Source organism: Pseudomonas glycinis (assembly GCF_054871425.1).
Genome location: NZ_JBTYHF010000004.1, coordinates 502,912 through 515,052, shown reverse-complemented (window position 1 = coordinate 515,052; position 12,141 = coordinate 502,912). Strand labels below are relative to the sequence as shown.

The 12,141-nt window shown below is 57.9% G+C and carries 13 protein-coding genes; 5 read left to right on the top strand and 8 right to left on the bottom strand.

Going from position 1 to position 12,141, the window contains the following annotated elements; all coding sequences use genetic code 11:
* Nucleotides 1-966, bottom strand: coding sequence for a glycosyltransferase family 2 protein (locus ACYSTU_RS12840; protein WP_125917771.1), 966 nt, complete (start codon nt 964-966; stop codon nt 1-3).
* Between the two features lie 275 nt (nt 967-1,241).
* Between ACYSTU_RS12840 and ACYSTU_RS12835 the strand changes: the two genes are divergently transcribed.
* From ACYSTU_RS12835 to ACYSTU_RS12825, 3 genes are all read left to right on the top strand, one after another.
* Complete coding sequence (locus ACYSTU_RS12835; RefSeq protein ID WP_016771242.1) at nt 1,242-1,433, top strand: YegP family protein; 192 nt, start codon at nt 1,242-1,244, stop codon at nt 1,431-1,433.
* Nucleotides 1,434-1,566: 133 nt separating this feature from the next.
* A complete protein-coding gene (locus ACYSTU_RS12830) occupies nt 1,567-1,791 on the top strand; it encodes a hypothetical protein (protein ID WP_125917770.1) in 225 nt (74 codons plus the stop codon).
* A 49-nt stretch (nt 1,792-1,840) separates the two neighbouring features.
* Nucleotides 1,841-2,362: a DUF4142 domain-containing protein gene (locus tag ACYSTU_RS12825; RefSeq protein WP_498999001.1), complete on the top strand. Its 522-nt coding sequence runs from the start codon at nt 1,841-1,843 to the stop codon at nt 2,360-2,362.
* Nucleotides 2,363-2,376: 14 nt separating this feature from the next.
* Here ACYSTU_RS12825 and ACYSTU_RS12820 read toward each other — a convergent pair whose 3' ends face one another.
* The 3 genes from ACYSTU_RS12820 to ACYSTU_RS12810 form a co-directional block, all read right to left on the bottom strand.
* Entirely contained in the window at nt 2,377-3,354 is a 978-nt protein-coding gene (locus ACYSTU_RS12820; protein ID WP_498998998.1) for an SDR family oxidoreductase, read from the bottom strand.
* 19 nt (nt 3,355-3,373) lie between these two features.
* Nucleotides 3,374-3,604 (bottom strand): hypothetical protein, encoded by a 231-nt coding sequence (locus ACYSTU_RS12815; protein WP_071174678.1) that lies wholly within the window; start codon nt 3,602-3,604, stop codon nt 3,374-3,376.
* A gap of 90 nt (nt 3,605-3,694) precedes the next feature.
* Complete coding sequence (locus ACYSTU_RS12810; RefSeq protein WP_260470849.1) at nt 3,695-5,278, bottom strand: histidine kinase famiy protein; 1,584 nt, start codon at nt 5,276-5,278, stop codon at nt 3,695-3,697.
* A 196-nt stretch (nt 5,279-5,474) separates the two neighbouring features.
* Here ACYSTU_RS12810 and ACYSTU_RS12805 point away from each other — a divergent pair, with 196 nt between their 5' ends.
* Nucleotides 5,475-6,464: a ribonuclease Z gene (locus ACYSTU_RS12805; protein ID WP_498998993.1), complete on the top strand. Its 990-nt coding sequence runs from the start codon at nt 5,475-5,477 to the stop codon at nt 6,462-6,464.
* Between the two features lie 48 nt (nt 6,465-6,512).
* Here ACYSTU_RS12805 and ACYSTU_RS12800 read toward each other — a convergent pair whose 3' ends face one another.
* The 3 genes from ACYSTU_RS12800 to chrA form a co-directional block, all read right to left on the bottom strand.
* Nucleotides 6,513-7,022, bottom strand: coding sequence for a ferritin-like domain-containing protein (locus tag ACYSTU_RS12800; RefSeq protein ID WP_024012005.1), 510 nt, complete (start codon nt 7,020-7,022; stop codon nt 6,513-6,515).
* A 77-nt stretch (nt 7,023-7,099) separates the two neighbouring features.
* A complete protein-coding gene (locus tag ACYSTU_RS12795) occupies nt 7,100-7,984 on the bottom strand; it encodes a manganese catalase family protein (RefSeq protein WP_073472943.1) in 885 nt (294 codons plus the stop codon).
* A 238-nt stretch (nt 7,985-8,222) separates the two neighbouring features.
* On the bottom strand, nt 8,223-9,578 hold the full coding sequence (gene chrA, locus ACYSTU_RS12790; RefSeq protein WP_498998983.1) for a chromate efflux transporter: 1,356 nt from the start codon (nt 9,576-9,578) through the stop codon (nt 8,223-8,225).
* A 238-nt stretch (nt 9,579-9,816) separates the two neighbouring features.
* Between chrA and ACYSTU_RS12785 the strand changes: the two genes are divergently transcribed.
* Nucleotides 9,817-11,367 carry a tyrosine-type recombinase/integrase gene (locus ACYSTU_RS12785; RefSeq protein WP_498998980.1) on the top strand — a complete coding sequence of 517 codons (1,551 nt, stop codon included), beginning with the start codon at nt 9,817-9,819 and terminating at the stop codon, nt 11,365-11,367.
* Here ACYSTU_RS12785 and ACYSTU_RS12780 read toward each other — a convergent pair.
* On the bottom strand, nt 11,346-12,101 hold the full coding sequence (locus tag ACYSTU_RS12780) for a hypothetical protein (protein ID WP_498998976.1): 756 nt from the start codon (nt 12,099-12,101) through the stop codon (nt 11,346-11,348). The two genes, ACYSTU_RS12785 and ACYSTU_RS12780, sit on opposite strands and share 22 nt — an antisense overlap.
* Between the last annotated feature and the right edge of the window lie 40 nt (nt 12,102-12,141).

The window sequence follows — 12,141 nt, the reverse complement described above, 5'->3', positions numbered from 1 at the left end:
TCAGTCCTTGGGGTCGTAGACGCGACGCACCAGAAAAACCGGCCGGCGTTTGGATTCGATATAAGTGCGGCCGAGGTATTCGCCAAGTACGCCGATGCCGATCAATTGCAGACCGCCGAGAAACGTGACCGCGACCATTAAAGACGCATAACCGGGCAGATCGATACCGTGGATCAGCGTGCGCAAGACAATGAACATCGCGAAGGCAAACGACACCAGCGAAACCGTCGCTCCCAGGTAAGTCCAGACCCGCAGCGGTTCGGTGCTGAAACTGGTGATGCCCTCCAGAGCGAAATTCCACAGGCGCCAGCCATTGAACTTGCTCTGTCCGGCCACGCGCTCGGGGCGCTCGTAGTCGACATGCGTGGTGCGGAAACCGACCCAGGCGAACAGACCTTTCATGAAGCGGCGCGACTCGGGCAGGGTCAGCAAGGCATCGACCACGCAGCGATCCATCAGGCGGAAGTCGCCAACGTTTTCCGGTAACGGCTGTTCGGCGATGCGGTTGTGCAGACGATAGAACCAGTGGGCCGAGGTCGACTTGGCCCACGTGTCGCTGCGGCGGCTGACGCGATGCCCCAGCACCACTTCGTAACCTTCGCGCCAGCGCTCGATCATCTGCAAGATGACTTCCGGCGGGTCCTGCAGATCGGCGTCGATCGGTACCACGATCTGCCCGCCGGCCATTTGCAGACCGGCCGACAACGCCGCTTCTTTACCAAAGTTTCGACTCAGGTCGACGATGCGCAGACGCGAGTCTTGCCGCTGCCGTTCAAGCAAACGCTCAAGGGTCGTGTCGGTGCTGCCATCGTTGATGAAGACCAGTTCAAGATCGATCAGCGCCTGCGCCTGAAAGACCTCGTCGATGCGCGAAAGAAAGCTGTCGAGGCTGTCGGCCTCGTTGAAAACGGGGATCACCAGCGACAACGCCACCTGCCCGGCCTGTTGCGTTCCGTGCTCAGTCAAAGGAGTGCTCTTTTTATAGTTTGTCGGTCATCGAAAGTTTTTCGAGGCCATGAGCCGTCCCGTATTAAGCAGTAGCAGGCACGCACGTGCAAGCATGACACGGCGTCATATCGGCCAATTCGCCGGGCAGTCGCGGCGCTCTGGGCAGGGTCTTTCAGAAACATCCGCGAACGATTGGAAACAAATCCGCGATAGCCAAAAAAACCCGCTGCGCTAGGCTTGCGTCGATGCGCCACACAGGTTGGCGCGCACATCCATCGCAGGGAGCGAACCCCATGTATTTCGAAATCTACCGACAAACCCGAGGCACCCCGAGCACTGGCAAAGGCCAATGGCGCTGGCGGCTGCGTGCGCGTAACCACGAGACCGTGGCCAGTGGCGAATCGTATGTGAACAAGGCTGATTGCCTGCACGTGATCAATCTGATCAAAGCCGTACAGGGCGAGACGCCGATCAAGGAAATTTGAGCGACGTCCTGTTCATCTGCAAAGCGGCACCATCTGTCGCCCTTCAAAGGGTTTATTTGAATGCTTGTCAGCGGTGTTCATCAAAGGTGCATGTACTGCAATTTTTGCTGCCATGCACCCAAGGATTTCAGCCATGTCCCATGAGCACCGCTACCTCGTCAGTTTCATCGTCGACAACCAGCCGCAAAGCCGCACGCTGATCCACGATGGCGACACCCTTGATCCGGGTCTCGCTGAAACCCTGGTCAAGACCGCTTTCCCCGAATTGAAGACCGCTTCACTGAGCGACGTCCAGGTGCAGAAACGCACCAGGCCCGACGAAGGCGACAACGTCCCCGGCCACTATCAGCAGCCATGAGCCGATCCCGGGCCGCCACCATCCATCGATGCTGCGGAGGTTACGCGCCATGAAATCACTCGCCGCGATCTGCCTTGCGGTCTTGGCTGTGAGCGTCCAGCCAGGCCATGCAGACACCATCGACGCCTTCATCGAAGAGGCGGCACAGCAAAGCCTGTTCCAGCACAATAGTTCGCGCATCGCCTTGGAAAAGGCAACCTTGCCCGAAGTCAAAGCGTTCGCCAGACAAATGATCGCCGACCATGAGCACTTCGATAAACAAATCAGGCAGCTGGGGCAAAGCCAGCATATGGTGGTTCCCGCCGAACCCTCGGTGGCATCCAAAGCCAAGCAGCTACGCCTTGAATCAAGGGATGACTCGTTCGACCGCATTTACATCGACAGCCAGGCCGAAACCCTTGAGCAAAAGCTGATGCTGTTCAAGAAAGAAGCGCTGTCATCACAAAATCCGCAGCTCAAGGCTTTCGCCCAATCCGCGTTGCCGGACATCGAGAAACAGGCAAAAACTGCCCGCGACCTGCAGGAAAAACTCAAGCCCTCCGCTGGCGCACTGAAATCCGTCAACCCCTGACTAACGGGAAACAATCAAAGCTGTAATAGAACCACGCCCACCAGTACGGCAATCACTGCCGATACCGCCAGCACTTGAGTCGAAGTCAAGGCCAGCGCCGCGTCCTTTGAGCGGCCGATAAAGCGGCCACGGGTCTGATGCCGATCCGGCTGCGCTTCGAACAGGTTGTCCGGGTGCTCGTTGTCTTCAGGCTCATTGGTCTGCTGACCGGACCATGCACTTCGCGCCATCAAACGGTCGAGCAGACCGGGCATGACCGATTGGCCGACAACCGCTTTGATCGTCGACCACCCCAGCCACAACTCTCGCGGCGGACGCTTTACCACACTGAAAATTGCTCGTGCTGCCACATCGGGGTCGTGAATCGGTGGCACCGGTTGGGGACGCTTGGGCAATTTGTTACGTGCCCAATCGAACTGCGGGGTATTGATCGCCGGCAATTGCACCATGCACACGCGAATATGGCTGCGCTCATGCAGCAACTCACAGCGCAATGAATCAGTAAAACCGCGCACAGCGAACTTCGCCCCGCAATAGGCGGCCTGCAACGGAATGGCGCGATAGGCCAGTGCCGAGCCGACCTGGATGATCAGGCCCTTGTTGCGCGGACGCATCAACGACAGCGCCGCCAAGGTGCCATGAACCGTACCGAGATAGGTCACCTGAGTGACGCGCTCGATCTCGGCGGCGGACAATTGTTCTATCGGCGAGAGCACCGTGACCATCGCCGCGTTGACCCACACCGCCAGCGGCCCAAGCGTGGCTTCCAGTTGCTGCGCGGCCTCTTGCACGGCGAGCGCATCGGCGACATCGACGCTAACCGTTTCAACCTGAACGCCATACGCTTGCAGCTCCTCCTGCGTGGCGGCCAGCCCCGCCGGATCACGCGCCAACAGGCCGATGCGGTAGCCCCCAGCGGCAAACCGGTGGGCCACCGCGCGACCCACGCCAGCACTGGCGCCGCTTATCACCACCAAAGGTTGCTCCTGCATGAACCGTTCTCCCTGATGCTCAGTCGATCGGCCCGATATTGATCATCAGGTCATCGCCCAGCCCTTGCACCTTGGCCAGTACGTCCACCGGCGTCTCGCTGGAAAAATGCACGACGTAGCCCATGCCGCTGCCGTCCTCTTCGATTGCACTGACCCACGACTCCACCTCGTCAGCATCCAGCCCCAGCGCCTGACCGAACTGGCGGTTGCGGTGATCGGAATCGGTTTCGTCCATCGGATAATCACTCATAGCAAACATCTCCTCGGGGATCGTCCCCTCACTGGTTGCTCAATGTGGTCTTAAGGATGGACGCCGAACGTTCACTGACAGTTCGTTTTTTCAGCCGAGCATCGAGCGCAGCTTGCGCAACAGATCCACCGGCGCGTAGGGCTTGGCGATCAATTCGAACTCATTGTCAGCCAGCTCATTGGGCGTCGAATCGTCCGCGCAGTAGCCGGTCGTCAGCAGGATCTGCATGGCCGGATAGCGCTGGCTGATTTCCCGCGCCAGTGCCAGCCCGTTCATCTCACCGGGCATGACCAGATCGGTGAAGACCAGCTCAAAGTCGCTACTCTGCAACATCGCCACTGCCTCGCTCGCGTCTGCAGCGATGGTGGTGCGGTAACCCTGTTCGGACAGTACGAAGCGCGCCAGTTCAGCAACGTCGGCGCGATCCTCGACGATCAGGATGCGCTCCGTGCCCTTGAGATTTTCTGCGGTTTCAGCGGAGCCAGGTGCCGATAGCTGACTGTCATCCGCCGGGAAGAACAGGCGCACCGTGGTACCGAGCCCCGGCGTCGATTCGATTTTGACCACACCGCCGGATTGCTTGACGAAGCCATAGACCATCGACAAACCGAGTCCGGCACCGTTGCCCTCCTCCTTGGTGGTGAAAAACGGTTCCATCACTTTGTCGAGATCGTCAGCGGCAATGCCCACGCCGTTATCGGCGATCGCGATGCAGACGTAACGCCCCGCCGCCAGCCCGCCCTGATGTGGATCCGTGGCATCCGGGACAACGACGTTGCGGGTCTGCACGGTGATCACCGGCTGTTGCTGTTGCTGCTGCCCCAACGCATCGCGGGCATTGGACAGCAGATGATTCAGTGCCATCTCGGCCTGCGCCGGGTCGAGCCGGCAGTTCCACAAGTCCTCGGCCAGTTCGAATCGCGGTTCCAGATCGGCGGATTCATGCGTCGGCAACGGAGAGCGCTCAAGCAAGGCATTAAGATTGATCACCCGCCCCTCAAGCCGTTGTCGGCGGGAGAATGCCAGCAGATGCTGGGTCAGCAAACGTGCTTTTTCCGCCGCCGCGCGAGCGTGGCCGGCGCCGACCACGATGCGTTGCGGATCAATGCTCGGCCGCTTGGCGGTGTGCTGGATCAGCTCGATGTAGCCGATCATCACTTGCAACAGATTGTTGAAATCGTGGGCGATGCCACCGGTCAACTGGCCCAGCGCTTCCATGTTCTCGCTGTAGCGCAGGCCGTCCTCGGCGTCGCGTCGGCGGCTGACGTCCATTTGCGAGGCGAAGAAATACACCAGTTGCCCGCGCTCGTTGAATAGTGGCGCGATAAACAGCTCGTTCCAGAACGACGAGCCATCCTTGCGATAGTTGAGTACCTCCACGCAGGTTTCGTGTTGATGTTTGAGCGCTTGCTTGACCTGTTGCAAGACGGAACGATCAGTCTGCTCGCCTTGCAGAAACCTGCAGTTGCGCCCGAGCACTTCTTCCAGCTCGTAGCCGCTGAGTTCAAGAAACGCATTGTTGGCAAAAATGATGGGATCGTCGGGCTGCGCTGGATCGGTGACAATCATGGCCATACGGCTGACCTGCACCGCCGCGAAAAACACATCTTTGCGTTCTTGCGAAAGGGTCGCCGCATCGGCGCGGTCGACGATCGGCCTGGATTTTCTGGGCAAGTTGGCCTCCGCTAAGTGACTCCGTTTCGCTGTGACCATCATCAGCGAGCGAAGTGCCAAGGCCGCACACCGCAACGGCGGGTGTCCGATGAATTGTCCCGGTACTTCGATGGATCCGAATCGCCTCGCTGATTGTCGAAAGCTCACCGAGAACTGCACGCAATATCTGAAATCCGATCCGCCAGGGAGAACCACCGTGGATTTGTTGTTTCTGGGCACGTCTGCCGGCGTGCCGACCCGCCAGCGCAACGTCAGCGCAACAGCATTGATCGCCTCTGCCGGCAAGGGCTGGTACCTGATCGATTGCGGTGAAGGCACCCAGCACCAGGTGCTGCGCACGCCGCTGTCACTGAGTGAATTGCGGGCGATTTTCATCACTCATGTGCACGCCGATCACTGCCTGGGCTTGCCGGGTCTGCTGGCGAGCACCGGCATGTCCGGACGCACGCGGCCACTGGACATTATTCTGCCGGCGGCGCTGCAGCCGTGGCTGAGAATGAGCCTGGAGGTGACGCAATCGCATCTGCCCTTCGAGATCAACCTGCACGCTGTGGAAACGCTTACCGAATGGCGCAACCTCAACGTTCAGGTGCAGACCGTCGAGTTGTCCCACCGTGTGCCGTGTCATGGTTATGTCTTCACCGAGTCCGACCCGGAACCACGTCTCGACGTGCAGCGACTCGACGCTGAAGGCATCGAACGCGGCCCGCTCTGGGGTCAGTTGGCCCATGGTCAGGACGTGGAGGTTGACGGGCGGATGCTGCACGCTCGCGACTATCTGCTGAGCGCGCGACCTGATCGGCGCATCATCGTCTGCGGCGACAACGATCGGCCGGCACTGCTGGCAGAAGTGGCGCAATGGGCGGATGTGCTGGTGCATGAAGCGACATTCGTGCAGGCAGCAATCGACCGCGCTCGTGCCGGTTACGGCCACAGTAGCGCCGCCGCTGTCGCCGGTTTCGCCGAATCCGCTGGGGTGCGCAATCTGGTGCTGACGCACTTTAGCGCGCGCTATCAGGCCAACCCGGCGCTGAGTCCATCCATCGAAGATGTGCGCAGTGAAGCGGCGGCGCTGTATAACGGCCAACTGATTCTGGCGCGGGATCTGCAGCGCTATCACTTGGATCGGCTGGGTCATTTGCAACCAGTGGAGATCGAGCGCAAGCCGCTGCAGGTCGCACCGTAATTTGATAGCGCGTCCGCCCGTCTGGCAGGCGGACGCCGGTGGCAAGGGTTACTTCTTGGCTTCTTTGTCCGGATCCGCCGAGCGTTCGAGAAACGCGTCGGTCAGTTGCGGCAAATGCTTGAGCAGCCATTCAGCCATGGCCACTTCCTGCGGCAGAATCTGTTCGCAGGCCTTCTGCGTCTGCGTATCCCCCGCCGCTTTCGCCGCTGCGATCAGTACGGTATAGCTGGCGACCTCCATGTTCTCGAAAACGTAGCCGGCCATGGCGCCCTTGATCACTTCATCGCTCATCAAGGAGCCGCCAACAGCCTGACCGAACGCCATCAATTTGCCGCCCAGGTCTTTCATCGTCGAGGATTCACCACCCAGACGTTGCAGGCATTCGTCGATGAGTTTCTGCTGGCCGAGGGTTTCTTCGATGTGCTGATCGATGCGCGCCTTGAGCTGCGGGTAATGTTCCAGACGCTTGGATTGTGCCTTGAGCATTTGCTCGGCCTGTTGCTCCATGGCATGGGCATCACGCAGCCAGTCGAGCAGGTTTTCCTGTGGAGTAGCCATTGTCGAGTCCTCTTCTTGATGATTTCACAGTGATCAACCGGGGCGCGCCGCCTGATGTCCGGCGCGCCCCACGTGCCTTACAAACCAGGCTTGGCCTGCGCGCCGGAGCCCAGATCCGCACCGGTGACCGGCTCGCTGTTGGGGTCGGACATGGTGCGCATCTTCATGTTTTCCAGCAGCGCTTCGTCGGCGCTGTCCAGTTGCACGGTGGCCAGGCCATCGCCGCCGTCGACCGCCGGCGTCGGACTTTCGACGAACTCCCAATCGTCGCCCTGATTCCACGGGCCGCGCATGCTTTCGGTACCTTGCGACATGTTGAAGTAGACGTTGGTGAACTCAGGCATGCCGGGCAGCTTGCCTTGCGGGAAGTTTGGCTGAATCGAATGCAGGGCTTTTTCGAACGACAACTGGTGCGCAATCTCACGGGTCATCAGAAAGCCCAGCGCCTCTTTCACGCCGGGGTCATCGGTCACGTTCATCAAGCGCTCATAAACAATCTTCGCCCGTGCCTCAGCTGCAATGTTGGAACGCATGTCGGCGGTCGGCTCACCGATGGTATCGACATACGCCGCCGTCCAGGGCACGCCGGCCGAGTTGGTCAGGGGCGAACCGGCACCGTAGAGCAGGCTGGTGATGTGCGAGTCATTGCCGTTGCCATTGAGCGAACGATACAGCTCGCCTTCTTGCTCGACGCCTTCAGCCATCCGGCCTTTTGCGCCCTTGTTGAGCATGACGATGATCGAGCCAATGATCTCCAGGTGACTGAGTTCTTCAGTGGCGATGTCCATCAGCAGGTCTTTGCGTCCCGGGTCGTCCTCGGCCAGGGCTTGAGTGAAATAGCGCGAAGCCGCCGCCAGTTCACCTTGTGCGCCGCCAAACTGCTCGAGCAACAGATTGGCCAGCCCCGGATTGGGCTCGGCGACACGAACGGTGTATTGAAGTCGCTTGTTATGTAGAAACATGACAAATCTCCTCAGTCGGGTAAGCGTGGCAAGTTCTGGGTAAAAGTTTGCCTACCCTTTTGTGAAGCATTGTCGTTGCGGAAATTTCAAAAAATTTGTGGCGACAGGACAAATGGTTTGAACCGCGCCAACAAGCGAAACGGGGCTATACCGCTGGGGATATTCGCACTGGAATGACCGGAACTTATTGCCGGAATCGAGTCTCCAGCGCGCGATTCGATTTCCAGCGCCGCGATCACTAACGCAGCAAATGCACCACCAACCCAACCAACGCACAGCCCAGCAACACCTGAATCACGCCGCGCTTGAAGCGAAACAGCGCAATGGCCGCCGCAATGGCGATCAACGCCGAGGGCCAGTCCAGGCTGCCGCTGAAGCCTTGCGGCCAGAGCACGTGGTAGCCGAAGAAACACGCCAGATTGAGAATCACCCCGACCACCGCAGCGGTGATCGCGGTCAGCGGGGCGGTGAATTTGAGTTCGTCGTGCGTCGACTCCACCAGCGGGCCGCCGGCGAGGATGAACAGGAAGGAAGGCAGAAAGGTGAACCACGTCACCAGCGCGGCGGCGACCGCTCCGGCGAGAAACACCTGATCGGCGCCGAACACCTGCGTCACATAAGCGCCGACAAAACCGACAAACGCCACCACCATGATCAGCGGCCCCGGTGTGGTTTCGCCCAGCGCCAGGCCATCGATCATCTGCGTCGGGGTCAGCCAGCCGTAGTGACCGACCGCACCTTGATAGACGTAGGGCAACACTGCGTAAGCTCCACCGAAGGTGAGCAGCGCTGCCTTGGTGAAGAACCAGCTCATCTGCGTCAGTGTGCCCTGCCAGCCGAATAGCGCGGTCAATACCCCCATCGGCAACGCCCAAAGCGCGGCGCCAATCACGGCGAGCGTGGCCAGTTTCGTCCAGCTGAAACGGGCATGGGCCGGGGTTGGCGTGTCGTCGTCAATCAACGCCGCGCCGAAAGACTTCTTCGCTGCGCTATGCCCGCCGGCCCTGAATTTCTCCGGCGCCAGGCGACCGCCGAAATAGCCAATCACCGCCGCGCCCAGCACGATCAACGGGAACGGCACATTGAACGCAAAAATCGCCGTAAACGACGCCGCCGCAATCGCCCACAGCCAATTGTTCTTCAGCGCCCGCGAACCGATGCGATGCGCCGCCTGCACGACGATGGCCGTCACCGCAGGCTTGATCCCGTAAAACAGCCCGGCGACCACCGGCACTTCACCGAAGGCGATATAGAGCCACGACAGGAAAATCAGGATGAACAGCGAAGGCAACACGAACAACGCCCCGGCCACAATCCCGCCCCAGCTCCGATGCATCAGCCAGCCAATGTAAGTCGCCAACTGCTGCGCCTCAGGCCCGGGCAGCAACATGCAATAGTTCAAGGCATGCAGAAAACGCCGCTCGGAAATCCAGCGCCGCCGCTCGACCAACTCCTGGTGCATGATCGAAATCTGCCCGGCCGGCCCGCCGAAACTGATAAAGCCCAGCTTCAACCAGAACCAGAACGCCTCGCGCAGACTCACGGCCTGCGGCCTAACGTCGTCATCACCCACCAACGGCTGAACTTCACTCATCGAGCTGTTCCTTTTATGCAGTCGGCAGGTTGTACCCGAAAAGCCTCACGAACGAAACGCCAGAAACGAAAAAACCCCCGTAATCATCAATGATTACGGGGGCTTTTTCTTGTTCAATAATGGCGGAGAGATAGGGACTCACCATACGTAGCCGCCAAGCCCAGCAGGTGCCGTATTTACTGGCTTTCCCGGCGATTTTACGTAGACTCTTTACGTAGAATCATCGGAGCTACTGACCATGCCCAAGGCCAACAATCTCGAACTTCAAGGCGGCACCTACCACGTCAGAATGGATATACCCAAGGACGTGCGAGAGGCTTTCGGCGGTCGTCGTATCCTGTCCCTGTCGCTGAAAACTGGCTCGCGAGAGGAGGCAATGTTCCGTCGTCTGCCCATCCTGCACGCTTGGAAGAGCCAGATAAAAGCCATACGTGAAGGCAAGCTACTGGGAGATGGCTGGCAAGAAGACATAGTGCAAACCCTTGAAGATTTGGATGCCATCACCCAAGGGCAGAAACGAGCGCTTGTCGGTGAGACCGCCCCACCACTGCCTGATGTTGATCCAGCCCTGAAAGCGAAGCTGATGAGCAGCCCTCGGCTCATGGAAGCAGTGCGCCTGCTCGTGGGCGACCACCTAAAGGATGGAATCGGCGGGCGAGTACAGATTCAGGACGAACTGAATCGAGGGCTCAAAGGCATGCTGCAAAAGCGTCTCGGCACTGATTACAAGCTCACCGCTCAGCAGCGCCAAGAACTGGAAACATTGGTGAAAGATCCGGCCAGCTACAAGGCTCGCTCGCCGATTACGAAGGCACGGTTAGCCTCATTCCGCACCTACAGGCTTGAGCACCATGTCGCCCTCAAGACGGTGAATCAGCAGGAGTCGAAGCTGTTGAATCTGTCGGAGCATCTGCAAACGACTGGCACCAAGCTCGACTTTGATTCGGTGAGTGCATGGCTACAGGGCATGAAACTCAGCTCGAAAACCAAGCAGCAATATCTGCTCGCTGGTAGCCAATTCTGGCGATGGGCAATGACGCATGAGCCACAGTGGCGACAGACCTTCAAAGGGCATGTGAACCCGTTCGAAAAACACACGCTACCTACACTCAAAGGCAAGGCCAAGCTTGACGCGAAACGGAAGGCTTTCACCGTTGAGGAAGTCGGCACCCTGTATTCAGCAGCGAAGAAACAAGGTCTCGACACACTGGCAGACTTGATCATACTGGGTGGGTATACCGGCGCTCGCATTGAGGAACTGTGCCAGCTCCGCAAGGAACATCTGATTACCGTGGACGGGGTGAGGATGTTCGATATCGTGGATTCGAAGACCGTTGCGGGGATTCGACAGGTGCCAGTGCATCCCAACCTAACGGCGCTGGTGGATCGACTCAGCGAATCATCTACGGATGGCTATCTGGTGCCCACCGGCAGCAATAACAAATACTCGATTCGGTCGGACGCATTGAGTAAGGCGTTTGGTAGGCTGAAAACCACCTTGGGCTTTGATCGTAACCGCGTGTTCCACAGCATAAGGGCGACGGTAATTACTCAACTGGTACGGGCAGACATACCTGACAGGTTGATCAAGGAGCTTGTAGGTCATGAAACCGGAACGGTGACGTTCGACGTATATTCGAATGGATCGTCACCGAAACAGAAGTTCGACGCCGTCGCTAAGCTGCCTGCCGTACCAATTGATCAAATGTTAGGCCACTCAATCTGGCTACCAAAGCCCACTAACTATCTAAAAAAAGATATAAAATATCATAACGGCAACAGCACCTGATTGAATCCACTTAGATAAGCGTGACGAAACACATGATGAATTTGCCACCATTTGTACATTGCCACCCCAGTGCTGAGACTTCCAAATAAAAGCGGCCAGACATTATCAGTAAACCATGCCAGCCCCATTGCTCCTTTTAGAAAAGCGTAAACGATAGCAACCATGTACAAAATTCTGTTCGGAGTTACATCGTAGCTTCTCCCCCCCGAAGACTTTATATTCATACCGTCTTTGACAAATTCAGCACTAAGCCCGAATGTTATTTTTACTCGATTCGGGTATGAGTAATCCCAAGGGCCAGTTGGGCTAAATTCATCTCGCCCCCCTTCCCGCTCCAAATCATCTCTGTATGTAAGATATCCATACATCTTCAGCCCGACAAGTTTTCCGTCCTCATCTTCCTCTGCAAGCGAAGCCGCATACTTGAAAGCACTACCTTTGTATGCAAACCTGCAAACATTAATTAACACCCTATCCAAAGTATTATGCATATGCTTATCAAAACGCAGCGACCCTGCTGGAAGCCTCTGGTAAAACCGGAAAAACAGATAAACATTAATTAACGCAATAACGAACCACGCGTGACGGATATTCTCCTTGAGATAGATCTCATTACCCATTAATTTAAACTGACTTAGATCTGCACCAAAGAACCACAACAGCAGAACTACCAATGAATACCCGATCAAAAATCCTCGTGCTTTATTGAAATCTGGCGAATCCGTGTCACCCATCGTGCCCCCTTCGAAACGATAACTACTATCAAGAAAAAAT

Coding starts and splice junctions, on each gene's coding strand:
- ACYSTU_RS12795 (WP_073472943.1), bottom strand. CDS start 7,984: ATGTTTCTACATAACAAGCGACTTCAATACACCGTTCGTGTCGCCGAG.
- ACYSTU_RS12830 (WP_125917770.1), top strand. CDS start 1,567: ATGTCCCATGAGCACCGCTACCTCGTCAGTTTCATCGTCGACAACCAG.
- ACYSTU_RS12835 (WP_016771242.1), top strand. CDS start 1,242: ATGTATTTCGAAATCTACCGACAAACCCGAGGCACCCCGAGCACTGGC.
- ACYSTU_RS12800 (WP_024012005.1), bottom strand. CDS start 7,022: ATGGCTACTCCACAGGAAAACCTGCTCGACTGGCTGCGTGATGCCCAT.
- ACYSTU_RS12780 (WP_498998976.1), bottom strand. CDS start 12,101: ATGGGTGACACGGATTCGCCAGATTTCAATAAAGCACGAGGATTTTTG.
- ACYSTU_RS12815 (WP_071174678.1), bottom strand. CDS start 3,604: ATGAGTGATTATCCGATGGACGAAACCGATTCCGATCACCGCAACCGC.
- chrA (WP_498998983.1), bottom strand. CDS start 9,578: ATGAGTGAAGTTCAGCCGTTGGTGGGTGATGACGACGTTAGGCCGCAG.
- ACYSTU_RS12820 (WP_498998998.1), bottom strand. CDS start 3,354: ATGCAGGAGCAACCTTTGGTGGTGATAAGCGGCGCCAGTGCTGGCGTG.
- ACYSTU_RS12825 (WP_498999001.1), top strand. CDS start 1,841: ATGAAATCACTCGCCGCGATCTGCCTTGCGGTCTTGGCTGTGAGCGTC.
- ACYSTU_RS12785 (WP_498998980.1), top strand. CDS start 9,817: ATGCCCAAGGCCAACAATCTCGAACTTCAAGGCGGCACCTACCACGTC.